This is a genomic window from Actinomyces denticolens (assembly GCF_002072185.1).
In the GTDB taxonomy this organism is placed as follows: Bacteria; Actinomycetota; Actinomycetes; order Actinomycetales; family Actinomycetaceae; genus Actinomyces; species Actinomyces denticolens.
Genome location: NZ_MVIW01000018.1, coordinates 1 through 26385 on the forward strand (window position 1 = coordinate 1; position 26385 = coordinate 26385).

Consider the following 26385-nt stretch of genomic DNA (forward strand, 5'->3'; position numbering starts at 1 on the left):
CGGGCCCCGCGGCCCCGAGCCCCTCGCCCGCGCCCACCGCCCCGCCGAGCGGCGGGGCGGGGAACGGGCCGCTGGCCAGCACCGGGTCCCCCGCGGCCGTGACCGCGGCCGCCGCCGTGGCCATCGCGGCCACGGGAGGGGCGCTCATGCGCCGTCGCGGGGCATGAGGGGCCCCGGGCCCGCACCCGCCTAGGATGCGGGCATGAGCCAGTCGGACGATCACAGCCAGGGGCGCTGGCCGCGCCCCTGGAGACCGCCGACGCTCGCCGACGTCGCCCGGCGCGCGGGGGTCTCCAAGGCCACCGCGTCCCGCGCCCTGGCTGCGGGCCGCACCACGGCCAGGCCCGCGGCCACCGGGAGTGTCCAGCGGATCGCGCGCAGCCTGGGCTACACCACTCGGCGGGCGGATCTGCCGCGCCTGCTCGTCCTGTCCTCCGGGCTGGCGCGCACGGGGTACTGGGCAACCCTCTCCGGGGTCCTGGAGGCGGCTCAGGAGCACGGCGCGGATCTGAGCATTCACGTCCTTTCCGCCTCCCCGGCCCGCCGCCGGGAGGCGCTCCTGCAGGCGCTGGGGACGCGATTGGACGCCGTCGTCGTCCTGGAGTTCGACTCCCTGGGCCTGGCGGCGCTGCACGATCTGCCCGAGGGGCTGCCGCTGGCCGTCGCAGGGGGCTACCCCCATCCCGATGACGGCGGCCTCAAGCGGGCCTGGACCGATGATCACGCGGGCGCGGTCATGGCCTGCGAGCACCTGCTCGGCCTGGGGCACACGCGCGTGGCCTATGTCGGCGTGCCCTCCGCAGGGCACCCCGATCCCCGCCTGGCGGGATGGCGCGAGGTCATGGCCGGCGCCGGGCTCGAGGCGCCCGAACCCGTGGCGACGGGATGGGGCACGACGACCGGCGAGAGGGCCGCCGCGGCGCTGACCCGCAGCGGGGCGACAGCCGTGCTGTGCGGTAATGACGACCTGGCGATCGGCCTGCTCTCCGGCCTGGCGCGGGCCGGGGCGAGGATTCCCGACGACATCTCCGTGGTCGGCGTCGACGACCACCCGCATGCGAGCGCCACCACGCCCCCGCTGACCACCGTGCGCCTGGATTTCGCCCGGGTGGGCCAGGAGGCGGTCGCCCTGGCGCTGGGCACGAGGAGGGAGGAGCGGGTGGAAGTACCCGTCGAGCTCGTCGAGCGCGAGTCAGTGGGGCGCCCCCTCCCTGATCCAAACCGGTCGTTATCGCCATCGAGACCGGTTGAGAGACAGTGCGGGCTCGCCCGCCCCGCTCCCTGAAGCGCGCTCCGGCGCAAGCGGGGCCACGAGCCGCCCCGGCGTCAACCGGCCTCGGCGCGGTAGTAGCGCACGGCGATCTGCGTGCGGTTGCGCAGCCCCAGCTTGGCCAGGATCGAGCTGATGTGGTTGCGCACAGTGCCCACGCTCATGAACAACTGCGCCGCGATCTCCTCATTGTCCAGGGCCTCGGCCACGCCCCGCACCACCTCGAACTCCCGGTCCGTCAGCGGCGCGAAGGCCCGTGTGCGCACCTGCCGCCCGCGGTCGGCGTCGGCCCGCAGCACGGTGGTGCGCTCGAGCACCTGCCCCTCGAGGACGCTCACCCCCGCCATGACACTGCGCAGTGCCGGGGCGATCTGCGCGATGTCCTGCTTGATGAGGTAGCCGCGCGCCCCCATCCTCAGGGCGCGGACGATGTAGTCGTCGTCGGCGAAGGTGGTCAGGAAGATGATCCGCGCGCCCGGGTCCTGGGAGAGGATCTGCTCGGCCGCGGCGAGCCCGTCCATGCCGGGCATGCGGATGTCCATGAGCAGCGCATCGGGCGACAGCTCGCGGTGGCGCTCAATCGCCTCGGCCCCACTGGAGCCGGTGCCGACCACCTCGATGTCGTCCTGCGCCCCGAGGATCGTCGCCAGGGACTGGGCGATGAGGGTGTCGTCGTCGACCACCAGGACTCTCACGGCTCGTTCCTCCCGCTCTTCGCGATCGTCACCGTGACCGTGAACACCGGGCGCGGCTCCACGCGGAGCGTACCGCCCAGGGCCCGCACCCGCTCATCCATGGAGCGAATCCCCATCCCATCGCCGTCGGCCCCCGCGCCGATATCGAGGCGGGCCGGCGCCACGCCGTCGTTGCTCACGCTCACCCGCCAGAAGCCGGGGAAGTCGGCGACCGCCACGCGCGCGCTGCCCGCGCCGCCGTGGCGGGCGGCATTGGTGAGGGCCTCGCGCACGACGGCGACGATGTAGCGCGACACGGCCGCGGGTGGCGGTTCATCGACGTCGCAGTCGACGCCGACCCGCGGCACGGGGCTGGAGCCCGCCAGGGCGTGGAGGGCGACCGCGAGGTCGACGCCGTCGTCGGACAGGGCGTGGACGGAGGCGCGCATCGCGCTCAGCGACTCCTCCAGGCCCGAGCCGAGGCCGTCCAGGGCTCCGGCCATCGCGGCATCGCCCACGTGGACGGTTTGCAGGGCCCGCACCTGGAACAGGAGGCGCGTGAGCTGGTGCCCCACCGTGTCATGCATGTCGTGGGCGATGCGCGTGCGCTCGGCCAGGGTCGCGGCGCGCGCCCGGTGCTCCTGGGCCTCGACCAGCTCGGCGCGGGAGGCCCGCAGGGAGCGGAACCTGGCGCGCAGATCATCGTGGGCGGCGAGCAGGCGGGCGCGCTGCATCTGCTCGTCCGCGCTGCGCAGCGCCAGGACCGACGCCGCGCCGGCGAGGACGCCGGCCCAGGCGAGTGGTCGCCCATCCCAACGCAGGAGCGCTGCGGCCGCGAGGGCGGCGCCCGCGGCGGTGACGACGTCGGCGCCACTGAGGGCATCGCGACCGGGGCGGGCAGGGGTCGCGCTCCGGCCGTGGCCGGGGAAGTCCCCGAGGCGGAGGCGGCGCACGACGTCGTACACGGCCAACGGCGCTCCCGGCAGTCCCAGCGGGGTGAGCGCGACGATCGCCAGGGCCGGCAGGGGCGCGAGGACGCCCCGGGCCCGCCCCTCCCAGGCGGAGGCGGCCGCGCTCATGGTGATGGCGATGAGCAGGCAGGAGACGGCCATGGGGCCGGGCGGACCGAGGCCGACGAGGAGGAGCAGCCCGCCGGCGAGCAGGACGGCCTTATCCGCCAGAACCTTCACGTGCCGATGATCGCACAGGCCGCCAGCGCCCACCGCGCCCGCACGGGGCGCCCCGCGCGGGAATGGCGCTCGCGCGGGGGGCCTCGTGAGCGGGCGCCCCCCTGACAGAAGTCACCCCTGGGCCGGTGAGCCGGTGAGTTCAGGCACTGGCCGCGTCGCCGTGCTCCCGGGACCATGGAGTCATCGCATCCCCGTGCCCCTGGGAGAGGAACCATGAACGCGACTCCACGCTCCGGCCCGTCCACCGCGTCGGCGGCGCCCGGCCCGCGGGGCGCCGCGCCGTCCGCCCCCGCCGTCGAGCTCAAGGGCCTCGTCAAGCGCTATGGCGACCTGACCGCCGTCGACGGGCTGTCCCTGCGCATCCCGCGAGGGCAGATCCTGGGGCTGCTGGGGCCCAACGGCTCCGGCAAGACCACCACCATCTCCTGCCTGCTCCAGCTGCTCACCTACGACCGCGGCGACGTGCGCGTGTTCGGCGAGCCGATGAGCGCCACCGCCTACGGCCTCAAGCGCCGCATCGGCCTCATCCCCCAGGAGGTCGCCGTCTTCGACGAGCTGACGGTGCGGGAGAACATCGACGCCTTCTGCGCCCTGTACGTCACCGATCGCGCCCACCGTCGCGGGCTGGTCGAGGAGGCCATCGCCTTCGTCGGCCTGGAGTCCTTCACCGGGTTCCGCCCCAGGAGACTCTCCGGCGGGCTGCTGCGCCGACTCAACATCGCCTGCGGGATCGCCCACCATCCCGACCTCATCATCCTCGACGAGCCCACGGTCGCCGTCGACCCGCAGAGCCGTGAGGCCATCCTCCAGGGCATTCGCCGCCTCAACGCCGCCGGCGCCACGGTCATCTACACCTCCCACTACATGGAGGAGGTCGAGGAGCTGTGCGACCGGATCGTCATCATGGACCACGGGCGCGAGGTCGCCTCCGGCACCGCCGACGAGCTCAAGGCCATGATCGGCACTGGCGAGAGGATCAGGGCGGAGGTCGTTGAGCCCTCCCCGCTGCCGGACGCCCTCCTCGAGTCCGTCCGCCGCCTGCCCTGCGTCCGCTCGGCCTCCACGGGCCCCGACGGCGCCCCCGCCACCGAGCTGACCATCGAGTGCCGCCCAGGCTCCCACAACCTCGCCGACGTCCTGGCGGCGCTGAGCGCCTCGGGCGCAGTCGTCGGGCGCGTGGTCTCGGAGCCCCCCACCCTCAACGAGGTCTTCCTGGAGATCACCGGCCGAGCACTGCGGGATGAGGCGTGACATGAGCGCTGTCTTCACCCACCAGTTGCGCGTCCTGGTGCGCGAGAGGTCCATGCTCGTTTGGACACTCATGTTCCCCCTCGTTCTGGCCACTGTTTTCATGGCCATGTTCCAGGGGATCGATGACTCCGAGCTGACCCCCATGCCGCTCGGCGCGGTCACCGATCAGGCCTACGACGACGCTCCGGGGCTGAGTGGGCTCATGGAGGGCATCTCCGCCCCGGATGTCGAGACCCGCCTGGCCGTCCTCACCGAGTACCCCGATGAGGACACCGCCCGCACCGCCGCCGAGAACGGCGACATCCAGGGATACGTCCTCGTCAAGGACGGCGCTCCCACCCTGCAGCTGACCACCGGGGGCGCGGCCTCGGACACCTCGACGGCCCTGCGGTGGGCTCTGGACTCCTACGCCCGCTCCGCCGCCCTGGGGGAGTCCGTCTCAGCGCAGACCGCGGCCGACGCCGCCTCGCCCGAGGACGCCGGCGCCCGCATCGCCGGCGCGCAACGGATCCTCGACCAGCTCGGATCAGGCCCTGAACTGATCAAGGAGACCCAGGTGACGCCCTCGTCCGGCACGTCGACCGCCCGCTACTACTTCGCCCTGCTGGCCTTCGCCGCCGCCTCGGGCATGAGCATGGCGATGGTCTCCGTCCAGTCCGTGGTGGCGGGCTCCTCCCCGACGGGCGCGCGCCGCACGCTGGCCGCCATCCCCCGTTGGAGGGTCCTGGCCGGTGTTCTGGCGGCCGCATGGGTCACGCTGACGGCATGCCTGGTGAGCGGCTTCCTCTACATGCGCGGCGTGTGCGGGGTGGGCTTCGGGATCCACTGGCCATGGGCCTTCCTGGCGGTGGCGGCATCCTCCCTGCTGTTCAGCACCGCCGGCGCGGTCCTGGGGACGGTGCCGCGTCTGAGCCCCGGGATCACCATGGCCCTGAGCTCCCTCCTGTCCCTGTTCACCGGCCTCTACGGCCAGCCCTCCCAGAGGCTGGCGGACTCGGTGGAGAGCTCGGTGCCGTGGCTGGCCCATCTCAACCCCCTGTGGCAGTCGGCCCGCGCCTATTACTCACTGCTCTACTACGACACCCTGTCCTCCTTCGCCACCGCGATCGGGGCCATGGCCGCCATGACCGCGGCGCTCGCCGTCGTCGCCACGATCCGCATGAGGAGGATGAGCCATGCGCGCCTTTAAAACGTCCCTGCGCATCGCCCGCGGGCACTGGATCTACGCCCTCATCTTCTTGGTGGCGGTCAATATGCTCGGCCTGCTGACCGGTGTCGCCCAGGGCGGGCGGACCACCACCGAGTTGGCGCAGGCCGACGTCCCCCTGGCAGTGATCGACCGCGATGGCAGCCCGGTCTCGGCAGGGCTGACCGCCTTCATGGAGGCCAACGGCGAGGCCGTGGCGCTCGAGGACTCGCGCCGCGCCATGCAGGATGCCCTCGCCCAGGACCGGGTCGAGCTGATCGCCATCATCCCCTCCGGCCTGGGCAACGGCGTGGAGAAGGCGGCCGAGCAGGCGCGAGGGGGCACGGCCCTGTCCGACGCCGAGGCCGCCGTCCCGCGCGTCGATATCGTCCTGGCCCCCTCTTCCTCCGAGGCGCCCCTGATGGCGGAGCAGGTGACCGCCTACGTGGAGCAGGCGCTGGCCTACCGGGCAACGACCGCGGGGAACGCCGAGCAGGCAGTCGCGGCCGCGACGACGTCGATGAGGGCGAGCGCTCCCGCGAGGGTGATCGCCGAGGAGGCGGCGCCCATGCCGACGGCATTCATGGTGTTCCTATCCATGGCCCTGTACTCCATCTTCGCCTTCACCACGAATATCGCGAGCCTCATCATGCGGGTTCTGGGGCGCAGACCCCTGCGCGTGCGCATGAGCGCCTCCCCGGAGCCGGTCATGCGACGCAATATCGGGCTGTCAGCGGGGCTGGCGGTGATCGGGATCGTGGGATGGGCCGTCACCTACATCCTGGGAGTGGGGGCGCTGGGGCTGAGAACGCTGAGCACGGCGCTGCCCCTGCACGGGGTCGCCGCGACGGCCCTGCTGGCCTACGCCATGGTCGGGATCGCCGTCGGCTTCCTCATGGGGCAGCTGAGGATGAGCGAGAACGCGTCCAACGCGGTGGCGAATATCGGAGGGCTCGTCTTCTCCTTCCTCGGCGGGGCCTGGCTGCCGCTGAGCTACATGCCCGACGCCGTCAAGCAGGTCTCCGCACTCACCCCCGCATACTGGGCCAACCAGCCCATCCGCGAGGCCTTCCAATCCTCCTCGACGTCGGCCGAGGCGCTCGCGCCACTGTACGGGGACATCGGCGTGTGCGCCCTGTTCGCCGTGGCGATCACCGCGGTCGGCATGGCGGTCGGCCGGGCGCGCCTGCGCTCAGCCGCCGCCTAACCCGCCGAGACCGGTCGAAGTGGTGATCGAAACCGGTCGAAAACGCCATCGAGACCGGTCGAAGTGGCGATCGAGACCGGTTCCGGGAACGACCGGGGGCGCACTTGGGTCGCGATTTTGATCATCCTGCTCATGATTGGTCTATTTTTCATCTATACAAATTCCCGTCAGAAGGGATTCAGCCCCGATCGCCCCGTGTCAACACATGCACCGCACGACGAAGCCCCCAACTACTGGACTGAAGAGCAGATGGGATCAGCCTCTCCAGCACCCATACCACCTGCGCAGCCGTGGTTCGGTTAGGCCGTCGACCAGCTCAGCCCCACCTCCCACGATGACGTCAAGCACAGGCGCGGGAATCGCGGCGCGACCCTTAATGGCGAGGTTTGAGGATTCCTTTTTCTGACACGCCGCCATGACTTGCGTTTGCCCAGGCCAGAGGCCAGCTCGTGGGGCTCGCGCCGCACTCGCCCCTTCCCGGAGCCCGAGCAATCCTCAAACCTCGCCACTTCGCGCTCGCCCCCAGAACCCTCCTCGCCGAGACCGGTCGAAAACGCCATCGAAACCGGTCGAAGTGGCGATCGAGACCGGTTCCGGGAACGGCGGGGGCGCGGCGCCCGGGAGGCCGGCCCGCCTCAGGCGCCCGTCGCCCTGGGAAGCGGGCAGGGCCCCACTCCCCACTGCGGCCGAGCCCAATCGGCCCGCCCACCGTCGGCCTCCAGGCCATAATCCGGAACCATGACCCCCTCCCCTCATGCGTCGCCACTGGCGATGGCCCGCCGCTCCGCCGATGATCCCGCCGATGTTCCCGTCGGTCGCTCCGTCCGCACCATGACCCCCGGAGGATGGTCATGATCCGATCCCGTTCGGCAGCGACCGCCGTGGACAGCCGCGAGGGCCCCCTGTCCCGGGTTCTACGGGCGGCGAGCCGGGGCTCCCTTGCGACCGCGCTCGCCGCGATGGCCGTCGGGCTATGGCTGTTGCACTGCGGTCAGGAGTGGGGCGGGGCGCAGCGGACGGTGCTAGCAGCCGTCGGCCTCGCGCTGCTCCACGCGCTCCTCGGAGCCGCACTCGTATTCCCGGAGCCCGGCTCGAGTCGGCTCGGCGACGGCGCCCGGGTGACGTCGATCGCGCTGTCCAGTGGAGTGGTCGCCGTAGTGATCCTCCACCCGTGGTGGCAGTCATTCATGAGGAGTGGGGAGCGGCCCCTGGGACCCGTGCTCCTCGCCGCGGCCGCCGCGCTCACGGGCACCGGTTGGGTGATTCGGCTCCTGCGCCTCATCCACCACGAGACTCATCCCCGCGGCACGAGGATCGAGCAGGGCGGGCACGACGCCGGGAGGACGCGCTCCACCTCGTTGGAGTCCTCCGGCAGGGACAGCGGTGCGCCGGGCCGCCCGCTCGGGTGGGTCCTCGCCCTGGGAGCATTCTTCGCACCGGCCGCAGCGCTCTCCCTGATCATCGCCACCGCCCTCGCCCTGCTCCCATCGCTCGACCTCAGTGTTCATGCCACCGTGAGCCGCGCGGAGCCGATCCCCGACGACGCCCTGCCCACCATCCCCACGGGGGCGCCGAGCAATGTGGCGTGGACGCTTGAGGCCGCATCCCGCCAGGAGGTCCTTGAGGCGGTCCCCGGTGCTCGGGGCCCGATCATCCTCTCCGACGGCGCTCTTCAAGGGCTCGACGGCGAGGATGGCGCGATCCTGTGGACCTATCGCGTGGAGAACGACGGCTCCATCGAGACCGGCGGGAATGCGCTCGACGACGGCTCGCTGCTGAGGATCAGTCCCGATCGGCGCCATGTGGCCTTCATGGTGACCACGAGGGATAGGTCGTTCGCGTCTGCGCCCAGCGGGCAGGTGCTGATGATCCTCGACACGATGACCGGCGCGCCCACAGTCACGCGCACGATCAGTGAGGGACCGACAGGGCATGGGACCACCCTCGATATCTCCGACGTGCAGCTCACGGACTCCGCCGTCCTCGTGGGCACCGAGGTGCTCGCCCTGACCGACGGCGCCCGTCTGGGCGCACTGCCCGATGAGCACGGAAGCGCCGACCTGGCCTCTGGAACGGCCGGCCATTCCACCTTCGCCCTCTCCCGGGTCATCGGCGATAACGGCTATTACCGCTTCAATGTCACACTGGTCCCCGATTCGGATCTCTCCGCCTCGACGCGGATCTCAGGCGTATGCGCGGATCCAACCCACGCCCACACTCCACCGACGATCCTCAACGGGTGGGTGCTGCGATGCGATGGAGCGGATCCGCGGTCGCGGCGCCGGGAGGCCCCCGTCAGTCCTGATATCGCAGCGTGGAACATCACCGCCCTCAACGTGGATGATGCCGCGGCGCTCGGAGAAGGCAGCGAGGGCGGTGGGGTCCCCATGGGCAGAGGGCTGGGCCTCAATCGGGAGGCCTCCCTCGCGGCCGGCGCCCCAGTGACGATTCCCGAGCGGAGCACCCCCGTCCGCGACACGGGTCGCTCTGCACCGGAGGAGGGGCCGTGGATCGGCTCACTCCTCGATACAGGGACGCGCACGGCCATCCCCGCAGCGCAGAGCCCGAGCATCGCGGCCGCGTCATTCACCTCCGCAGCGGCGCCGCCCGGTGCCGCGGGACCCGGCGTGAGCCTCCGGATCACGCCCGCCAATGGGGAGCCATCGCTGGTCGTGCCCCTTCCCACCGCCGAGGTCTCGAGCGACTGGGCGCGGTGGCGACTCCGGGCCATCCCCTCCCCGGGCTGCACGGTGATCATCGTCCCGACCGGCGGCGGGGATTCCCAGGCCGAGAATGGGAATGCTCATCAGTTCACCGTCGTGGGACTCAGATGAGGCGACTCGCTTCCTCTCAGCAGGCACGACCGACCGACGCGGCCTCCCCCGCCCCTAGCCGAGACCGGTCGAAAACGCCATCGAGACCGGTCGAAGTGGCGATCGAGACCGGTTCCGGGAACGGCGGGGGCGCGGCGCCCGGGAGGCCCGCGCCCCGCCGTCGGCCGACGCGCTCCGCGCGGGATGCGCGTGGAGCCCGCAGGACGCGCGTCCCGTGACGCGCGTCCCGTGACGCGCGTCCCGCGCGGGGCCGGTCAGGCGAAGTGCGTCCGGTTCGGATCGGCCTGCCAGGCGGAGTAGGAGGAGGCGACGATGTCGTCGAGGTCGTGCTCGGCCCTCCACCCCAGCACCGCGCCGATGCGCTCGGCGTTGCCGATGAGCTGGGGCGGGTCACCGGCGCGGCGGGGGAGCTCCTCGGGAGCGATGTCGAGCCCGGTGGCCGCGATGACCTTGGCAACGACGTCGCGCACGGAGGCCCCCACGCCGGTGCCGACGTTGAAGATGTGCTCGGCCATCTCCTTGCCGCCGGCGAGGTAGTCGAGGGCGGCGATGTGGGCGGCGGCGAGGTCGCGCACGTGGATGTAGTCGCGGATGCAGGTGCCGTCCGGGGTGGGGTAGTCGGTGCCGAAGATCTTGGGGGTCTCGCCCTTGGCGAGGCGGTCCATGACCATGGGGATGAGGTTGAGGGTGGCCATGTCGCCCAGGTCATCCCAGCCGGCGCCGGCGACGTTGAAGTAGCGCAGCCCGGCCCAGCGCAGGCCCCAGGCGGTCTCGGCGTCGGCCATCATCCACTCGCCGATGAGCTTGGTCTCCCCGTAGGGGTTGATGGGGCGGCAGTCGATGTCCTCGGGGACCACCTCGACGGGGGGCATGCCGTAGACGGCGGCGGAGGAGGAGAAGATCATCTGGTCGACGCCCGCGGCCTCCATGGCGAGCATCATGTTGGCCAGGCCGCCGACGTTCTGCTGGTAGTACCAGGCGGGACGGGCGACGGACTCGCCGACCTGCTTGCGGGCGGCGAAGTGGATGACGGCGGTGACGCCGCGCTCCCTCATGACCTCGGTGAGCCGCTCAGGGGCGTCACCAGCGGCGACGTCGAGCTCGACGAGGGTCGCGCCCTCGACCCGGCTGGGGGATCCGTAGGACAGGTCATCGACGACGATCACCTCGTCCCCGCGCTCGAGCAGCAAACGGACAACGTGGGCGCCGATGTAGCCAGCGCCACCTGCGACAAGAATGCTCATGGGCCCAGTCTAGAGGCTCGGGCCGTCCGATGGGTGGCCCTCATCACCCCGAAGAGCCCCAGCCGCTCACCTCCGGGTGTGTACGATGGATCCACCACACCCCCAGGCTTCCCGTTCCTCCGAACCAGCCCAAATCGGGGGGTCTTTTTCTACTATCGTCACATGTCCCACCCCAACCTCCCCTACAACAAGCCGCCACTCACCGAGTCCCAACTTGTGGATCGCTTGCACGAGCGCGGCCTGGAGATCCAGAATCGAGAGCGCGCAGAACGCTACCTCAGACATATCGGATACTACAGGATCTCACCATATTCGCTACCATTTCAGGACTGAGAAGCCGAGCACCGCTTCAGGCGCGATACTTCGTTCGACGACGTTCTTCATCTCTACGTTTTCGATCGCGAGCTTCGCCTGCTCGTAATCGATGCGATCGAGCGCATCGAGGTTGCAGTAAGGGCGGCGATTTCAAACCAAATGGCATCTCATGCATCAGGTGGACCTTTCTGGCATTTGGAAAGGAAGAACTTCACTGACGAACTTGGATTCAGCGACTCACTGGCGGCTCTAGCCAGGGAGACCAGGAACGCGAGACGAAATCGACGCAGCCGAGATGAGGTCCCCGACCTCTGGCACTACCCTGACGCCTTGAGCCACTACGTATCCACTTACGGAACGCCAGTAACCCCTCCCTCGTGGCTGGCCATCGAGCTGCTCACCCTTGGACAGCTCCAACACCTCTACGAGGCCTTGCTGCCGACTCACCGTAAGGCGGTCGCCCAGAGCCTGGGGTACAGGATCCCGTACTCACCTCCTGACTTCGATCTTTCGTGCGCGTGCGAAATATCTGCGCACATCACGGCCGCCTCTGGAACAGATTCCTCGGCGTTTACCCGACGATTCCTACCAGCCCCACTATTCGCTGGCTCTCAGATCCGAGCATCTTCGACCGTGACGATTCCAACGCGACACCCCGAAAGCGGCTCTATCCAGTACTGGTTGCCCTATAGACCATCCTGTTCACCATTAGCCCTCACTCATCATGGGCCGCACGGCTGCGCGATCTCCTCAATCGTCATCCCACGGTGCCACTAAGCTCAATGGGAATCAACAAGTCCTGGGAGTCGGATCAATTCTGGCAGGACGCCTTCAAGGCGATCCATCACCGACCTTCGTGAGCGAGCGATTCCTGCGGCCCCGAACGCCCCGCCCGCTCGCCTCCGGACACGCGCAGTGAAACGCCCGCCCCGGAGCACCTCTGCCCCGGAGCACCGAGCGGTGCATTGCGCACCGAGCGGTGCATTGCGCACCGAGTGGTGCCGTGCGCGCCGAGCGGTGCGTCCTGCCCGCACCGGTGGGTGGGAATCGCACCAGTGAGTGCGGATGGCACCAGTGGGCGCAAAGGGCACCAGTGGCGACGACGCGGGGCGCTGAGCGATCAGCGCGCGCCCGGACCCGCCCCGCCCCCGGTCCGCTCGCGGAGCCTGGCCCCCTTGGCGTGGGCGGCGTCGGCGAGCTCGCCCTGGAAGGCGCGCATGGCCCGGCGGAGCCGCTCGGCCCGCGTCTCCTCCCCCGCGCCGAGAATGCGCGCCGCGAGCAGCCCGGCGTTGCGGGCCCCGCCGATGGACACGGTCGCCACGGGCACGCCCGCGGGCATCTGGACGATGGACAGCAGCGAGTCCATGCCGTCCAGATGCTTCAGCGGCACGGGCACGCCGATGACCGGCAGCTCGGTGACGGCGGCGAGCATCCCGGGCAGGTGGGCCGCTCCCCCGGCGCCGGCGATGATGACGCGCAGGCCCCGCGCGGCTGCGCCCTGCCCGTAATCGATCATCTCAGTGGGCATGCGGTGGGCGGAGACGACGTCGGCCTCGTAGGGGATGGCGAATTCGTCGAGGGCGTCGGCGGCCGCGCTCATGGTGGGCCAGTCGGAATCGGAGCCCATGACGAGGCCGACGAGCGGCTCGGGCGGCTGGGCGGTGGTGTCGGGCGTGGCAGCCATGATGGGCCTTTCGCGGTGAGGAATGAGATGGGTCGGACCGGATCGGGGTCAGCGGTGGAGGGCTGCGGGGGCGCGGCTCAGGCGTCCCCGCGCAGGATGGCGACGACGGCGCGGGCCCGCTCGCGCAGCCCCTCCACGCCGTCGACCGGCCCGGTGAGGTTGACATGCCCGAGTTTGCGACCAGTGCGCCAGGATTTGCCGTAGAGGTGGATGCGCGCCTCGGGGTCGGCGGCCATCGCCCGGGCCGGCGCGTCCTCGCCCGGCTCATGCCGCCCCCCGATGAGATTGACCATGACGCAGGCCCCCGCGGTGGGCTCGGTCGAGCCCAGCGGCAGGTCGAGGACGGCCCGCAGGTGCTGGGCGAACTGGCTGGTCACGGCCCCGTCCTGCGTCCAGTGCCCCGAGTTGTGGGGGCGCATGGCGAGCTCGTTGACGAACAGGCGGGTCGGCTCCCCGAAGGCCTCGACCGCGAAGAGCTCGACGGCGAGCACGCCGGTGACGTCGAAGCGCTCGGCGATCCGGCGCCCGATGCGCGCGGCCTCATCGGCGGCGGCCGGGTCCAGCCCGGGGGCGGGCGCCAGTACCTCGGAGCACATGCCGCCCTCCTGGATCGTCTCCACGACGGGCCATGAGACGACCTGCCCGCTGGGAGAGCGGGCCTGGAGCGCGGCGAGCTCGCGGGTGAAGGGGATGGCCTGCTCGACGAGGAGGCTGCTCACGGCCCTGCCGCCGAGGCTGCCGCCACCGCCGGTCGCGCCACCGGCGGCGACGGCGTCGATCCACTGCCCGGCGCGGCCGGCCTCGAGATCGCGCTCCTGGCGCACGAGGAGGACGCCATGCCCGTCATAGCCGCCCCGAGGCGTCTTGAGGACGACGGGCCAGCCGTGCTCGGCGGCGAACCCCCGGACGGCCTCGCGGATGGAGGCGGCGTCCCCGGCGGCCTCGGCCCAGGCGGGCTGGGGCAGGCCGGCGGCGTCCATGGCGCGGCGCATGGCGATCTTGTCGCGGGCGAGCAGCAGGGCGTCGGGTGAGGGCCGCACCCTCGCGCCCTCGGCGACCAGCTGACGCAGGAGCGCGTCATCCTGGTGCTCGTGCTCGAAGGTGAGGGCCCCGGCGCCCGCCGCGAGCGCGCGCACCGCCGCGACGTCGTCGGCGGCGCCGACGGGTGAATCGACGGTGACCAGCGCCGTCGATCCGTCCGGGGCCTCGACCAGGGCCCTCAGATGGATGCCGAGGGCGCTGGCCTCCTCCTGCATCATACGGGCCAGTTGCCCGCCCCCGATGACGGCGACGATGGGTGCGCTCACGGGCACAGGCTACGGCAGGGTGTCGAGCCCCGCTCGATCTGCCCGTACCCTGGCACTCGTGTCTGACATCCATTCCCCGGGGAGGCCGATTCCCCGGTCCGACCAGGCCGGGTCCTCGCCCGCGGACCCCTCCGCCTCCCGCGCCGCCCAGAGCCCGCGGCACCTGCCCCGCTCCCTGCGGGTCCTGGCGGTCTGGGGCGCGGCGAGCCTCCTCACTCTCCTCATGCTCAGGCTCGGGGCGCAGGACGCGCCGGCCACGCCGTGGGCGGGACCCGCCCCGTCGTGGAGCGAGCACATGTCCTTCTGGGACGCGGGCTGGTACGAGCGCATCTTCCGCGAGGGCTACCCGGCCGTCCTGCCCGAGGGGGATGGGGGCGCCATCGCGCAGAACTCCTGGGCGTTCATGCCGCTGCTCCCCCTGCTGGCCACCCCCCTGACCTGGTTGGGCCTGCCCTTCTACCCGGCGGCGGCCATCGTGGCGATCGCCGCATCGGGGGCGGGCGCCGTGGTCATGGATCGGTGGCTGGCACCGCGGGTCGGCGAGGTCCCCTCGCTGTGGGGGGTGGCGCTGACGTGGACCTCCATGTGCGCCGCCGTCCTCCAGGTCCCCTATGCCGAATCCCTGGGGCTGCTGCTGGTCGCAGGCGCGCTCATGGCGGCCGAGCGCGGGCGCTTCGCCGCCTCCGCGCTGCTCATCATGGTGGGGTCCGTGGCCCGGCCGATCGGCCTTCCCCTGGCGCTCGCCCTGGGGCTGTGGTGGTTGTGGGAACTGGTGGTGGCGCGCGGGCACGAGGGGCATCGCGACGGCGTCGGCGATGGCAACGACGACGACCGGGCTGGGATCTGGGCGCGGCGCCTGGGGTCGGGGTGGGTCCCACTGGACGGCCGCGGGCGCGCGGGACTGGGGGGCCTCACCGCGGTGGCGGTGGTGAGCGCTCTCGTGTGGCCGGTTGCCGCGTGGATGGCGACGGGCCGCGTGGACGCCTACACCGCCACGGAGACCTCGTGGCGCGGGGGCGAGCTGGAACCGTTCCTGCCGTGGCTGGATCGCGGGCAGTGGTGGGTCGGCGAGCACCTGGGCTGGCTGCTCGTGATCTGCGTTCTGGCCCTGGCGGCACTGGGGCTGGGCTCGCGGGCGGCGCGCTCACTCGGCCCGGCCGCCTGGTGCTGGTGCGCGGCCTACGCGCTCTACCTCCTGGCCTTCTTCGACCCGACGACCTCGCTCCTGCGCATCCTGCTGCCCCTGGCCCCGCTGGCCTGGGCGGCCGCCGCCGGCGTGGGACGCCGGGGCCGATGGACGATGGTGGTCGCGGGGGTGATGGCCCAGGCCTTCTGGATCAGCTGGGTGTGGGATCTATCATCCACGATCACCTGGGTGCCCTGATCAGTGGCTTAACATCTCCCCGTGAACGACAGCGCGACCTTGACCGCCGCGGCGGAGCCGATGAGCCTCTCCAGCCGGATCCGCGCCTGGGTTCATGAGTTCCTGCAGTTCGGGGTCGTCGGCGCGCTCGCCTACGTGATCGACTCCGGCCTGTTCAACCTCGTCCAGCACGGTCCCACCGGTTTCCTGTCGGGCCACCCGAACTCCGCGAACGTCCTGAGCGCGACGGTCGCCACGATCTTCTCCTGGGTGGCGAACCGTTACTGGACCTACCGGGGCCGAACGCGGGACAACACCTGGCACGAGGGGGTCCTCTTCGCCCTGGCGAATATCGGCGGACTGGTCATCACCCAGTTCTGCCTGCTGTTCACCCATCACGTCCTAGGGCTGACCGGGCCGCTCGCGGACAATATCGCCGCCTACGTCGTCGGATTCGGACTGGGCACCGCCTTCCGCTTCCTCTTCTACCACTACATCGTCTTCACCGGCTCAAGTGACGCCTCCGGCGCTGAGAATCCCGCGGGCGCCACGGGTCCCGGAGGCGACGAGGGCTGAGTCCCCTCCGACCCGGCGGAGTGATCCGAGGAGCCTGGCGGTCCACGAGGTGGCAGGGCACTTCGAGCGGGATCGTGCCGGATACCACATCGGGGATGAGGGAAGGCTCACGGCCAGCACAGCGCTCCTCTCCCTAGCCTTGCCGCGTGACTGCTTCCCTCACGGCTCTCGCCGCGCTCAACGCCGTCGTCCCTGCGGCCCCGATGCCCGCCCTCGGCCCCAAATGGCTCGACGCCGGGGAGATGATCACCCAGATCGTCTCCTGGTTCGGCCCCTGGGCGATCGTCGGCGTCATGCTCGTCATCTTCGCCGAGACGGGCCTGCTCGTCGGCTTCTTCCTGCCCGGTGACTCCCTTCTGTTCACCCTCGGGCTCTTCGTGGCCACCGGCGTTGTGGGCGTGCACATCTGGGTGGCCGCCCCGCTGATGTGGCTGGCGGCCATCACCGGCAACCAGACCGGGTACCTCATCGGGCGCAAGGCCGGCCCGAGGATCTTCAACCGCCCGAACTCCCGTCTCTTCAAGCAGGAGTACGTGGAGCGCACGAGCGATTTCTTCGAGCGCCATGGGGGCAAGGCCGTCACCCTGGCGCAGTTCGTGCCGATCGTGCGCACCTTCACCCCGGTGATGGCCGGCGTCGGGCGGATGCACTACCGGCACTTCGTCACCTTCAACGTCATCGGCGCCACCTTCTGGGCCTTCGGCATCACCTGGCTCGGCTACTTCCTGGGCTCCATCGAGTGGATCCAGAAGAACATCGACGCGATGATCCTCGTCATCGTCTTCGTCTCCGTGGTGCCCATGATCCTCCACGCGCTGGCCGGACGCCGCAAGAAGACCGGTGCCGGCGAACCCGACGCCGCGCCGACCACCGGCGAGGTCCCGGGCGCCGACGGCCCCACCGAGCCCGCCCTGGCCACCGCGAACGCCGTCGGCGCGCAGAGCGCCCCGGCGGCTCGGAGCACCCCGGGCACCGGCCCGGGGCACTGATCGGGGGCGGGTCGGCTCGCCCCGGCGATCAGACTCGCTCCACCGCACCGACCCGGCAGTGCCACTGTCCGGTCACGACCATCCACGAAGTACTCATGAACCTGCACCGACCGATCTCCGCGCTCGGCTCCGCGATTCTTCTCACGGGGCTCGCGCTGACCGCGCCGGCGGCTCTCGCCTCGCCGGCCGCCGCACCCGCCGCCCAGACCGCCGTCGCCCCCGCCGATGGGGGGAACACCGCTGGGAGCATCGGCTGGGTCCTGTCCCCGGCCGGGTCCTGGTCCTACATCAACCCCGCTGACGGCCTGCCCATCACGGGCTGGCTGCACACGGGCGGCTCCTGGTTCTACCTCGATGACGACGGCGCACTCGTGACCGGATGGGCCGTCGTCGGCGGAGACTGGTACTACTTCGACGCCGAGGGCCGGATGGCCACCGACTGGAACTGGATCGACGGCGCCTGGTACTTCCTGGGCGACGAGGGCGCCATGACGGTGGGCTGGAATCTTATCGGCGGCTCCTGGTACTACCTGGCCGACAATGGCCAGGCCGCGATGGGGTGGCTCCTCGAGGGGGACTCCTGGTACTTCCTGGGGAACAGCGGGCGCATGGCCATCGGCTGGGCGAACCACCTGGGTTCCTGGTACTACTTCAACGGCTCGGGGCAGATGCTCACCGGCTGGATCGTGGACGGCTCCACCTGGTACCACCTCGACCCGTCGTCGGGGCGGATGATCGCCAGCGAGCCGGTGGCGGGCACTGCCGGCTCCTCGGGCACCTCAGCCTCCGAGGCGAAGGCCTACGCAAGCGGCCAGATGAGCGCCTGGGGCTGGGACTCCAATGAGTACTCCTGCCTGGTGAGCCTGTGGGATCGCGAGTCCGGCTGGAACTACCAGGCCTCCAACGCCTCGGGCGCCTACGGCATCCCGCAGGCCCTGCCCGGCAGCAAGATGGCCTCGGCCGGCTCGGACTGGGCGACCAACCCCGCCACCCAGATCAACTGGGGCCTGGGATACATCCAGGACCGCTATGGCAGCCCCTGCTCGGCCTGGTCGAGCTTCCAGTCCCAGGGCTGGTACTGACCCGCGCCCACGCCCTTTCGCCGAGACCGGTCGAAAACGTCATCGAAACCGGTTGCCGAACCGGTTTCGATGACGTTTTCGACCGGTCTCGCACATAGGAGGGGAGGGCGATGAATGGACGCGTCAGAAGCGGCGGCGGCGACCGACGTTGACGATCGCCCCCTGCGGGAGGACCGTGTTCGGATCGAGGGAGCGCGGCACGGCGGCCAGGAGCACGGAGAAGACCGGCGGGCGGCGCGCGGTGAGCTCGATGCGCCCCCCGTCGGCCTCCACGAGGTCCTTGGCCAGCGCCAACCCCACGCCGGTGGAGCCGTGCCCGGATACGGAGCGCTCGAAGATGTGGGGCGCGAGCTCGTCGTCGACGCCCTCGCCCTCGTCGGCGATGTCGATGAAGACGCCGTGCCCGCCGTTCGCGCTGCGCACGGAGACGGTCGTCGTCCCCGCCCCGTAGCGCAGGGAGTTCTCAATGATGGTGGCCAGGACCTGGGCGAGTGACCCCGGGCTGGCCAGGGCGGGCTGACCGACGTCGTCGGTCAGGACGAGCTCACGCCCGGCCTCGGCGAAGGCCGGTCCCCATTCCTCGCGCTGCTGCTCGAAGAGCTCGCCGAGGTGGAGGGCCTCCGTGGTCCCGCCACCGCTGCGCCGCGAGACCTTGAGGAGGTCGTCGACAACGCCCGTCAGCCTCTCCACCTGCTCCAGGCAGGCGTGGGCGCCGGCGCGCACCTCCTCGTCGTCGGCGATGAGCTCGATCTCCTCCAGGCGCAGGCTCAGGGAGGTCAGCGGCGTGCGCAGCTGGTGGGAGGCATCGGAGGCGAATTGCCTCTCGGCCGCGAGTCTGCCGGCCACGCGCTCGGCGGAGCGCACGAGCTCGGCCTGAACGAGGTCGATCTCCTCGATCCCGGAGACGCGCACGCGGGGACGCACCTGACCGCTGCCCAGCTGCTCGGCCTCGGCCGCCAGGTAGATGAGCGGGGCGGAGATGCGCCGCGAGACCTTCAAGGCGACGACGGACGCGGCGACCAGGGCCACGATCGCCAGGGCGGTGCCCACGGAGACGACGGAGAGGACTGTCCTCCAGCGCTCGTGATCGTCCGGCGCGGAGCGCGCGGCGTAGAAGATCGTCGCCGCGCCCAGGGGGACCCCCAGGAGGACGACGGCGACGAGCACCGCCGCCATCGTCATCTGGAGGGTGCGGCGTCGCATCGGGTCCCCTGGTCGGAGGCGGCCTCAGGAGAGGCGGTAGCCCGCGCCCTCGGCCAGGAGGATCGTGGGGGCGTCGACGTCGTCGCCGAGCTTGCGGCGCAGCCAGGTGGCGTGCATGCCGAGCGTCGACTCCGAACCGGTGGGGTCCTCGCCCCAGACCTCGCGCAGGATGTCATCGCTGTCGACGACGGCGCCGGCGCCGCGCACGAGGACGCGCAGGAACTCGAACTCGCGGACGGTCAGCTGCAACTCGCGGCTGCCCACGAAGGCGCGGTGAGCGGCGACGTCGACGCGGATGTCGCCGTGGGAGAGCTGGTCGACGGCGGCCTCGCCGGAGGCGCGGCGGACCTGGGCCCGCACGCGGGCGAGGAGCTCGGCCAGGCGGAAGGGCTTGGTGACGTAGTCGTCGGCGCCGGCGTCGAGGCCGACGACGTGGTCGGTGTCCTCGCTGCGGGCGGTGAGCATGAGGATGGGGATGGTCAGGCCCTGCGCGCGCACGGTCCGCGCGACGTCGAGACCGTCCATGTCCGGCAGACCGAGATCGAGCACGAGGATGTCGGCCTCACCGATCTCCTCCAGGGCGCCCTTGCCGGTGCCGTGGGCGCGGACCTCGTAGCCCTCGCGGCCGAAGGCGCGGGCGAGGGGCTCGGAGATGGCGGGGTCGTCCTCGACGAGAAGCACGGTTGTCACGATTCCGATACTAGCGGAGTTGCCCGGGGGCGGCATTGGCGCTGCTCCGGCGCGCGGCGCCGCCGTGCCCCGATCCGCGGCCCCGCGCGGGATGACGGCCTGATCGTCGTCGCTCGAGCGCTCAGGCGCGCTCGAGCGACCAGGGAGTGACGTTGCCCATGCCCTTGGCGACGACGTCGTGGCACTGGCGCACCCGGTACCGCAGGGCGACGGGGCTGGCCATGAGCGCGCGAGCGGTGGCCTGGTCCATGCGGATGCCCCCGGGCTCGGCGGTGTCGACGAGGCGGGAGGCGAGGTTGACGGGCGGGCCGAAGACGTCGCCGGAGCGGGAGACGACGCGCCCCTCGACGAGGCTGGCGCGCACGAGGATCTCGTCGAGCCCGGACTGGAGCTCGTCGACGAGGGAGGTGACGACGTCGGCGGCGATGGTCAGGTCGTCGGAGATGTACATGACGGCGTCCCCGATGGTCTTGACGACCCTGGCCCCCCGCGAGGTGATGACGTCGCGGGCCGTGGTCTCGAAGTCGTCGAGCATGGTGGACAGCTCCATGCGGCTCATCGTCTGGGCGCGCTGGGTGAAGGAGACGATGTCGACGAAGCCCAGGGATCGCACGAGCGGGTAGTAGTCCGGGCCCACGCGCTCGACGCCCCGCCGGGCGATCTCGGCGTCGGTGCGGTCCAGGAGCGAGGCGAGATGGCGGCGCCACACGTAGATGAGCTGGTTGGTCAGGGGGTCGGTGAGCTCGTTGATGTGATCGAGGACGACGAGCCTGGCGGAGGTGTCGTCCAGGCCGAGGCGCTGGCCGACGTCCGCCACGAGGGTCTCGAGCTGCCACAGGACGAGCCGGTCCATGGTGTACGACTGGGCGCGGAGCAGCTCGAGGATCGCCGAGGTGGACAGGCCGCCGGGGCCGTCGGGGCCGGGATGGCGGTCCTCCTCGGAGTCGATGAGGTCGGCGATGGCGCGCAGGGCGTCGGCGTCCTGTTGGGTGAAGCGGGCCTCGTCGTCATCCACGTCCGCGAAGCCCATGGCCCGCCAGAAGCCGCGCGCGAAGAGCGGGGAGACCTCGGCCGCGCCGGCGAGCTGGGGGAGTGTCAGGTCGGGACCGCCCCCGAGCAGGAGTCGGGAGCGGATGTCGACCGTCGCGCAGTCGGCGGCCGATCCCGCCGCACCGCCGGGACGACCCGCGCTCCGCGCGATCCCGTCCCCGGGTATGAAGGCGGGGTCCTCTGGCGCGGGAGGGGACTCGCCCGCCGCCCGGGGGCCAGGAATGCGGTCCCCGGCCCCGAGCCCCTCTCTCTGCGCCGACGGCGTCTCTGGCTGATTCACCCGGATAGGGTAGCGCAGGTCACAGGAGTTCGTCAGGGCGATATCAGATGTCCTGTCATCCCGAGAAGCCCGTGCAAAATAGTGCAAGGACTTGCACGCCGCACGCGGATCACGTATGCCCGGGCGCCTCCGAGGCGCGAACGCGCGCGTCCCCGGCCATGATGAGCCTCTCCGGGCCGCCGTCGTCGGGCCGCAGCCGGAGCTCGGGCTCGAGGCCGACGGCCGTCCCCGTGACATCGCCGCCCGGAGCGCTCACACGGACATGGGCCCCGAGGGTCGCGCAGGCCTCTCGCAGGTCCTGGCCGAGCGAGCCGGTGGGGGTCGGGGCGCGGTCCGGGTCGCCGTGAGCGGCCTCCCAGTCGTCCAGGAGCCCGAGCAGGCGCGGGGCAACGGCGTCCAGCACGGTGGCGGGATCCTGCCAGTCCCCTCCCGCCCCCAGGCACCGCAGCGAGGCGGCCCAGGGCACGGGCAGCTCGCCCGGCGATTGGCCGACGTTGACGCCGATGCCCAGGATGACGGCGGGGGCGTCCCCCCGAGTGGCGGGGGGACGCGCCACGGTCCGGTTACCGGGTGCGGGGATGAGCTCGGCGAGGATTCCGGCGATCTTGCGGGCGCGCCCCCAGCCGGGCACCTCACCGCGGCCAGTGCCGGGCCCGCCGTCGGCCGCGGGTCCGGAGGGCTCGACGACGATGTCGTTGGGCCATTTCGTGCGAGCGCGCCAGGGCAGTCCTTCCAGGGCGGGGGCGAGGGCGTCGCGCACGGCCAGGCCCGCCAGCAGTGGGAGCCAGCCGAGGCGGTCGGCGGGCACGAGGGGCCGCAGGACGAAGGAGACGGTCAGGGCGCCGCCGGGCGGGGTCACCCAGTCGCGCCCGCTCCTGCCGCGCCCGGCGGTCTGGGCGAGCGCCCGCAGCGCGGATCCGTGGGGCCAGCGCTCGGCGGCGGCGGCATCGAGTCGACCGGCGGGGGCGAGGGCCCGGCGGAGATCCTCATTGGTCGAGCCGGTGGCGTCGACGGTCACCAGCCGCGGTGGAGTCGTGGCGCTCATAGGGCGCAGGCTACCCGCGAGCCGGCGGGGCGCCCCAGTGGCGGCCGGCGCCCCCGCGAGTCACCTGAGGCGCCCACCGGCCCCGGCGGCCCCAGCGGTCCTGAGCGCCCCGACGGCGGGTTTCCGCCGGGTCCGCGCTTCCCACGGGGGCGCCGAGTGGCCTCGGATCGCTGTGGGTAGTCTGGGACGGTGATCATTCTCGCCTCGAAGTCCACGGGCCGTCTGGCCACCCTCCGCGCCGCGGGCATCGAGCCCCGGGTCGAGGTCTCCTCGGTCGACGAGGGCGCGGTCCTCGCCGCTCTCGCCGAGCGGCGCGCCGCCGCCGGCGGGCCGGCCCCCTCCCCCGCCGAGCAGGTGCTCGCCCTGGCCCGGGCCAAGGCGCTCGACGTCGCCGACGCGATCGCCGGCCCTGATGGCCCTGCCGATGCCGCGGACCAGCGGACGGGTCCGACGGGACCCGGAGGACGGGCCGGGGCGCCCATCGTCGTCGGATGCGACTCGATGCTGGAGATCGACGGCGCCGTGGTCGGCAAGCCCCGCGCGCCCGAGGCGGCCCGCGAGCGCTGGCTGGCGATGCGGGGGCGCACGGGCGTGCTGCGCACCGGGCACGCCCTGGTGCGCCCGGCGGATGGGGCGAGGGCGGAGGGCGTCTCATCGGCGATCGTCCACTTCGGCGAGCCCAGTGAGGCGGAGATCGACGCCTACATCGCCACCGGGGAGCCGCTGTGGTGCGCCGGGGCCTTCACGATCGACGGACTGGGCGGCGCCTTCATCGAGGGGATCGAGGGCGACCCGCACGGCGTCGTCGGCATCTCGCTGCCCCTGCTGCGCAGGCTCCTGGCCGAACTGGGCGTGAACTGGACTGACCTGTGGGCCTGAGCCAGACGGGGGCCGGGAGTCGGCCGGCCTCAGTCCGCGGGATTGAGCCGGGACATGATCTCGGCGAGCGCCTCGAGGTCCCCGCGCCCGAGGCGGTCGATGACGTGCCTGCGGACGCCGTCGAGATGCAGGGGCGCCGCTGAGCGGAGGAAGGCGAGGCCGGAGTCGGTGAGCGCGCAGTTGACGCCGCGCTTGTCGGAGGGGCAGGAGCGGCGCTCCACGAAGCCCTCCTTCTCCAGGCGGGTGACCGTGTGGGTGAGGCGGGAGCGGGAGTGCCCGATCATCTCGGCGAGGCTCGACATCCGCAGCTCCCTGCCGGTGGCCTCGTCGAGGCGCACGAGGATCTCGTACTCGTGCAGGGACAGGCCGACGCTCGTCTCGAGCTCGTGGTTGAGCACGCCGGTCACGGCGGTGGCGGTGTGGAGGAAGGCGCGCCAGGCGCGCATCTCGAGGGCATCGAGCCTGTGCGATTCCGCGGCCCCGCAACCACTGACCGCTCGTATGGCGAGCTCGCCCGCAGGGGTCTGCCCGCAGGAGGGGGCCGTGGGTGTGGGGGCCCGCCCACAGGTGGGCTCGGCCTGCTCCGCGAGCGCCGCTCCGTCCTTCCCGGGCATATCGTTCCTCTCCGCGATGCGCCGTGATGCCGGGCGCTGCCGCGCCATTGATCCCGTGACCTCCCGATCGTCGATCGGCCCACAAGATGTCGTTCAGTATTGAACAATCGGGACGGGATTTCCAGCGAGCATGACCGAGCCCACGTTCTCGCGGGGATCAGGCCTCGATCGTGCTCCGCCGCCGCAGAGCCGTCCTGCCGTCAGCGGTGGAGGAGCAGGAGCCGCCCTCATCGACGACGAGGCCCGCCCCGGCCCGCCCGATGGCGAGGGCCGATGGGAAGAGCAGGGAGAGTCCCCCTCGCCCGGGGCGCGCGGGAACGATGCTGAGGCTGAGCGCGGCCAGGAGGAGCCCGTGGACGACGACATCGCCCTCCCCCGCCTCCAGACCCGCCCGGCGGGCAGCGCCCGGGATGAGGTGGACCGGGTTGTCATCACCGGTGGCCTCCGCCCAGGCGGCGGCATCCTCCCCGGTCAGTAGGAGCCGACGGCCAGCGGTCGTGCCGACTGCGTCGGCCGGACCGAGCCCTGCGGCGGCACTGGCGGGGCGGAGCGCGCCGGAGGCGCGGACCGTGCCCGCGGGTTCGTCAGGGACGCCGGGGCCCACCGCGGCGACGAGGCGCCGGGCCAGGTCGTGGCGGACCTGGAGGAGCGGGGCCGACGATGGGGCGGGTGCGGCGGGGCCGGCGCCGACCTCGGCGGTGGCCCCGATGAGCTCCCAACCGCCTCGGATGAGCCTCCTCAGGCGAAGCGGGGCTGGATGGGCGGCGCTTCCGGGTGCCGGGGCGATGCGGCAGCCCCGGTGGATGAGGCCCTCCCAGGGGGCGACCTCCTCGCGGACCAGTTCCAGGGCCTCCAGCGCCGGGGCGACGGCCTCGGCGCCGGAACGGGCCGCCGCCTCGGGGGCCGCGGCGCCTGCGCGGGTCAGGATCCGCTCGAGCGCCTGCCGGGCACGACGAAGCCCCACCGGCTCGGGGCTGGTGGGGCTCGGCGCGCTCATACCCGGATCGTATCCGGGGCGCGGGGCTCAGCGGGTCTCGCGGTGCTCCGTGTGCTTGCCGCAGCGCGCGCAGAACTTGGAGATCGCGAGGCGATCGGGGGTGTTGCGGCGGTTCTTCTTGGTGATGTAGTTGCGCTCCTTGCACTCCGAGCAAGCCAGAGTGATCTTGGGACGCACGTCAGCGGTCTTGGAGGCCACGTGTCTCTCCTCTGATTGATCCTCGAGCAGCCCGGGGCGGCGATGTGCTCGAACCTTGCGTAGCGGGGGAGGGACTCGAACCCTCGACCTCACGATTATGAGTCGTGCGCTCTAACCAGCTGAGCTACCTCGCCATGTCATGCGTAGGGGGCCGAACCGGCCCCCGCTGCATCAGAGCCTCGAACGAGGATTGAACTCGTGACCTCTTCCTTACCAAGGAAGTGCTCTACCACTGAGCTATCGAGGCAACGAGCGGAATCCTAAGCGGAACCATCATGCCTGGGCAATCCGGCTCCGCGTGGACTCGCTCACTGCGGACCGCCCCACCGGGGGCGCTGATCCTCGGGCGCGAGGGCCCTCCGATCATGGTGGCGGGTGAGGGATTCGAACCCCCGTAGCTTGCGCGGCTGATTTACAGTCAGCTCCCATTGGCCGCTCGGGCAACCCGCCATGCTCCGCATCGCCGAGTCCAGCGGACTCATCGCGCGGTGCCGTGGAAGAATAACAAGCCGACGGCGGAGCGCGCCAATCCCACCCCTAGGACCCTGCTCACACGGCCCTCAGCAGGGCCGAGCGGCGCCGGGGAGGATGGCGCCCACCGTCGGGCCGCGGCGCCCTCGAGCGCTCCGACCCGGATGCCCGCAAGCACCCACGAGCAGATCTCACGAGTGGAAAGGGAAGGCCATGGCCTCAGACTCCTCCTTCGACGTCGTCTCCAAGCTCGACCGCCAGGAGGTCGACAACGCTGTCAATCAGACCGCCAAGGAGATCGCCCAGCGCTACGACTTCCGCGGCGTCGACGCCTCCGTCGCCCTGGCCGGAGACGTCATCACCATGGAGGCCAACTCCGCCGAGCGCGTGCTGGCGATCCTCGACGTGCTGCAGTCCAAGCTGTTCCGCAGGGGCGTCTCCCTCAAGGCGCTCGACCTGGGCGACCGCGAGCCCAGGCCCTCGGGGAAGCTCTACCGCCTGGCATGCCCGCTCAAGGAGGGCATCAGCCAGGAGATCGCCAAGCGGATCACGAAGGCGATCCGGGATGAGGGGCCCAGGGGAGTCAAGGCCACGATCCAGGGGGACGAGGTCCGGGTCTCCTCGAAGTCACGCGATGATCTGCAGGCTGTCATCGCCCTGCTCAAGGGCCTCGACGTCGACGCGGCCCTGCAGTTCGTCAACTACCGCTGAGCCCGGCGGGCGGTCGCGTCGCCGGAGCGCGCGCCGTTGCTATCGTGATCTCACCGTGACCCTAGATCCCCGAGG

At 71.6% G+C, this 26385-nt stretch carries 22 protein-coding genes, 3 tRNA genes and 2 pseudogenes; 12 read left to right on the forward strand and 15 right to left on the reverse strand.

Going from position 1 to position 26385, the window contains the following annotated elements; all coding sequences use genetic code 11:
• Positions 1–202 precede the first annotated feature (202 nt).
• On the forward strand, positions 203–1285 hold the full coding sequence (locus tag B1H55_RS06550; RefSeq protein WP_073451021.1) for a LacI family DNA-binding transcriptional regulator: 1083 nt from the start codon (positions 203–205) through the stop codon (positions 1283–1285).
• A 41-nt stretch (positions 1286–1326) separates the two neighbouring features.
• Here the strand turns inward: B1H55_RS06550 and B1H55_RS06555 are convergent, their stop codons facing one another.
• Positions 1327–1965, reverse strand: a complete 639-nt coding sequence (locus B1H55_RS06555; RefSeq protein WP_077240207.1) for a response regulator transcription factor — start codon at positions 1963–1965, stop codon at positions 1327–1329.
• Entirely contained in the window at positions 1962–3134 is a 1173-nt protein-coding gene (locus B1H55_RS12825) for a sensor histidine kinase (RefSeq protein ID WP_231952615.1), read from the reverse strand. The genes B1H55_RS06555 and B1H55_RS12825 overlap by 4 nt, the downstream gene beginning before the upstream one ends.
• 213 nt (positions 3135–3347) lie before the next feature.
• Between B1H55_RS12825 and B1H55_RS06565 the strand changes: the two genes are divergently transcribed.
• The 4 genes from B1H55_RS06565 to B1H55_RS06580 all read left to right on the forward strand — a co-directional run bounded on the left by B1H55_RS06565 (position 3348) and on the right by B1H55_RS06580 (position 9612).
• Entirely contained in the window at positions 3348–4385 is a 1038-nt protein-coding gene (locus tag B1H55_RS06565) for an ABC transporter ATP-binding protein (protein WP_080461649.1), read from the forward strand.
• Between the two features lies 1 nt (position 4386).
• Positions 4387–5574, forward strand: coding sequence for an ABC transporter permease (locus B1H55_RS06570; protein WP_157750283.1), 1188 nt, complete (start codon positions 4387–4389; stop codon positions 5572–5574).
• Positions 5561–6778, forward strand: coding sequence for an ABC transporter permease (locus B1H55_RS06575; RefSeq protein WP_077240204.1), 1218 nt, complete (start codon positions 5561–5563; stop codon positions 6776–6778). Before B1H55_RS06570 ends, B1H55_RS06575 begins: the two co-directional genes overlap by 14 nt.
• A gap of 851 nt (positions 6779–7629) precedes the next feature.
• A complete protein-coding gene (locus tag B1H55_RS06580; RefSeq protein ID WP_143221358.1) occupies positions 7630–9612 on the forward strand; it encodes a hypothetical protein in 1983 nt (660 codons plus the stop codon).
• Between the two features lie 254 nt (positions 9613–9866).
• On the opposite strand, the gene galE is transcribed toward B1H55_RS06580, so the two are convergent.
• A complete protein-coding gene (gene galE, locus B1H55_RS06585) occupies positions 9867–10856 on the reverse strand; it encodes a UDP-glucose 4-epimerase GalE (protein WP_077240202.1) in 990 nt (329 codons plus the stop codon).
• Between the two features lie 399 nt (positions 10857–11255).
• Here galE and B1H55_RS13090 point away from each other — a divergent pair.
• Positions 11256–11948, forward strand: a pseudogene (locus B1H55_RS13090) (Abi family protein); the annotation flags it as partial.
• A 343-nt stretch (positions 11949–12291) separates the two neighbouring features.
• On the opposite strand, the gene purE reads toward B1H55_RS13090, so the two are convergent.
• Together purE and B1H55_RS06600 are read right to left on the reverse strand one after the other, a co-directional pair.
• Positions 12292–12855, reverse strand: a complete 564-nt coding sequence (gene purE, locus B1H55_RS06595) for a 5-(carboxyamino)imidazole ribonucleotide mutase (RefSeq protein WP_077240201.1) — start codon at positions 12853–12855, stop codon at positions 12292–12294.
• 77 nt (positions 12856–12932) lie between these two features.
• Entirely contained in the window at positions 12933–14162 is a 1230-nt protein-coding gene (locus tag B1H55_RS06600) for a 5-(carboxyamino)imidazole ribonucleotide synthase (protein WP_080461651.1), read from the reverse strand.
• Positions 14163–14220: 58 nt separating this feature from the next.
• On the opposite strand from B1H55_RS06600, the gene B1H55_RS06605 reads away from it, so the two are divergent.
• The 4 genes and pseudogenes from B1H55_RS06605 (at position 14221) to B1H55_RS06620 (ending at position 18172) form a co-directional block, all read left to right on the forward strand.
• Positions 14221–15546 carry a hypothetical protein gene (locus B1H55_RS06605; RefSeq protein WP_231952617.1) on the forward strand — a complete coding sequence of 442 codons (1326 nt, stop codon included), beginning with the start codon at positions 14221–14223 and terminating at the stop codon, positions 15544–15546.
• 60 nt (positions 15547–15606) lie between these two features.
• Entirely contained in the window at positions 15607–16101 is a 495-nt protein-coding gene (locus B1H55_RS06610; protein ID WP_096519612.1) for a GtrA family protein, read from the forward strand.
• A gap of 203 nt (positions 16102–16304) precedes the next feature.
• Positions 16305–16940 (forward strand): annotated as a pseudogene (locus B1H55_RS06615) (VTT domain-containing protein); the annotation flags it as partial.
• A gap of 245 nt (positions 16941–17185) precedes the next feature.
• The gene (locus B1H55_RS06620; RefSeq protein ID WP_077240200.1) at positions 17186–18172 is read left to right on the forward strand and encodes an aggregation-promoting factor C-terminal-like domain-containing protein; all 987 of its coding nucleotides are present in this window, start codon (positions 17186–17188) and stop codon (positions 18170–18172) included.
• Positions 18173–18295: 123 nt separating this feature from the next.
• Here the strand turns inward: B1H55_RS06620 and B1H55_RS06625 are convergent, their stop codons facing one another.
• The 4 genes from B1H55_RS06625 to B1H55_RS06640 form a co-directional block, all read right to left on the reverse strand.
• Positions 18296–19375 carry a sensor histidine kinase gene (locus B1H55_RS06625; protein ID WP_073451009.1) on the reverse strand — a complete coding sequence of 360 codons (1080 nt, stop codon included), beginning with the start codon at positions 19373–19375 and terminating at the stop codon, positions 18296–18298.
• A 24-nt stretch (positions 19376–19399) separates the two neighbouring features.
• A complete protein-coding gene (locus B1H55_RS06630) occupies positions 19400–20065 on the reverse strand; it encodes a response regulator transcription factor (RefSeq protein WP_073451246.1) in 666 nt (221 codons plus the stop codon).
• A gap of 121 nt (positions 20066–20186) precedes the next feature.
• The gene (locus tag B1H55_RS06635) at positions 20187–21200 is read right to left on the reverse strand and encodes an adenylate/guanylate cyclase domain-containing protein (RefSeq protein ID WP_231953025.1); all 1014 of its coding nucleotides are present in this window, start codon (positions 21198–21200) and stop codon (positions 20187–20189) included.
• Positions 21201–21504: 304 nt separating this feature from the next.
• Positions 21505–22440 carry a biotin--[acetyl-CoA-carboxylase] ligase gene (locus tag B1H55_RS06640; RefSeq protein WP_073451008.1) on the reverse strand — a complete coding sequence of 312 codons (936 nt, stop codon included), beginning with the start codon at positions 22438–22440 and terminating at the stop codon, positions 21505–21507.
• Positions 22441–22629: 189 nt separating this feature from the next.
• On the opposite strand from B1H55_RS06640, the gene B1H55_RS06645 reads away from it, so the two are divergent.
• Entirely contained in the window at positions 22630–23319 is a 690-nt protein-coding gene (locus B1H55_RS06645; protein WP_073451007.1) for a Maf family protein, read from the forward strand.
• Between the two features lie 29 nt (positions 23320–23348).
• On the opposite strand, the gene B1H55_RS06650 is transcribed toward B1H55_RS06645, so the two are convergent.
• From B1H55_RS06650 to B1H55_RS06675, 6 genes are all read right to left on the reverse strand, one after another.
• The gene (locus tag B1H55_RS06650; RefSeq protein WP_077240199.1) at positions 23349–23933 is read right to left on the reverse strand and encodes a MarR family winged helix-turn-helix transcriptional regulator; all 585 of its coding nucleotides are present in this window, start codon (positions 23931–23933) and stop codon (positions 23349–23351) included.
• A 157-nt stretch (positions 23934–24090) separates the two neighbouring features.
• On the reverse strand, positions 24091–24930 hold the full coding sequence (locus B1H55_RS06655; RefSeq protein WP_080461650.1) for a hotdog family protein: 840 nt from the start codon (positions 24928–24930) through the stop codon (positions 24091–24093).
• Between the two features lie 27 nt (positions 24931–24957).
• Positions 24958–25128, reverse strand: coding sequence for a 50S ribosomal protein L33 (rpmG, locus tag B1H55_RS06660; RefSeq protein WP_017179009.1), 171 nt, complete (start codon positions 25126–25128; stop codon positions 24958–24960).
• A 60-nt stretch (positions 25129–25188) separates the two neighbouring features.
• A tRNA-Met gene (locus B1H55_RS06665) sits at positions 25189–25262 on the reverse strand.
• A 41-nt stretch (positions 25263–25303) separates the two neighbouring features.
• Positions 25304–25375: transfer RNA gene (locus B1H55_RS06670), tRNA-Thr, on the reverse strand.
• Between the two features lie 119 nt (positions 25376–25494).
• A tRNA-Tyr gene (locus tag B1H55_RS06675) sits at positions 25495–25578 on the reverse strand.
• Between the two features lie 234 nt (positions 25579–25812).
• Between B1H55_RS06675 and B1H55_RS06680 the strand changes: the two genes are divergently transcribed.
• Complete coding sequence (locus tag B1H55_RS06680) at positions 25813–26310, forward strand: YajQ family cyclic di-GMP-binding protein (protein ID WP_073451005.1); 498 nt, start codon at positions 25813–25815, stop codon at positions 26308–26310.
• The last annotated feature ends 75 nt before the right edge of the window (positions 26311–26385 follow it).

Bases quoted from the DNA above. Each gene is read 5' to 3' on its own strand.
- B1H55_RS06625 (WP_073451009.1), bottom strand. From the start codon at position 19,375: ATGCGACGCCGCACCCTCCAGATGACGATGGCGGCGGTGCTCGTCGCC.
- B1H55_RS06640 (WP_073451008.1), bottom strand. From the start codon at position 22,440: ATGAGCGCCACGACTCCACCGCGGCTGGTGACCGTCGACGCCACCGGC.
- B1H55_RS06570 (WP_157750283.1), top strand. From the start codon at position 4,387: ATGAGCGCTGTCTTCACCCACCAGTTGCGCGTCCTGGTGCGCGAGAGG.
- B1H55_RS06580 (WP_143221358.1), top strand. From the start codon at position 7,630: ATGATCCGATCCCGTTCGGCAGCGACCGCCGTGGACAGCCGCGAGGGC.
- purE (WP_077240201.1), bottom strand. From the start codon at position 12,855: ATGGCTGCCACGCCCGACACCACCGCCCAGCCGCCCGAGCCGCTCGTC.
- B1H55_RS06550 (WP_073451021.1), top strand. From the start codon at position 203: ATGAGCCAGTCGGACGATCACAGCCAGGGGCGCTGGCCGCGCCCCTGG.
- B1H55_RS06655 (WP_080461650.1), bottom strand. From the start codon at position 24,930: ATGAGCGCGCCGAGCCCCACCAGCCCCGAGCCGGTGGGGCTTCGTCGT.
- B1H55_RS06680 (WP_073451005.1), top strand. From the start codon at position 25,813: ATGGCCTCAGACTCCTCCTTCGACGTCGTCTCCAAGCTCGACCGCCAG.
- B1H55_RS06610 (WP_096519612.1), top strand. From the start codon at position 15,607: ATGAGCCTCTCCAGCCGGATCCGCGCCTGGGTTCATGAGTTCCTGCAG.
- galE (WP_077240202.1), bottom strand. From the start codon at position 10,856: ATGAGCATTCTTGTCGCAGGTGGCGCTGGCTACATCGGCGCCCACGTT.
- B1H55_RS06650 (WP_077240199.1), bottom strand. From the start codon at position 23,933: ATGCCCGGGAAGGACGGAGCGGCGCTCGCGGAGCAGGCCGAGCCCACC.
- B1H55_RS06575 (WP_077240204.1), top strand. From the start codon at position 5,561: ATGCGCGCCTTTAAAACGTCCCTGCGCATCGCCCGCGGGCACTGGATC.
- B1H55_RS06565 (WP_080461649.1), top strand. From the start codon at position 3,348: ATGAACGCGACTCCACGCTCCGGCCCGTCCACCGCGTCGGCGGCGCCC.
- B1H55_RS06620 (WP_077240200.1), top strand. From the start codon at position 17,186: ATGAACCTGCACCGACCGATCTCCGCGCTCGGCTCCGCGATTCTTCTC.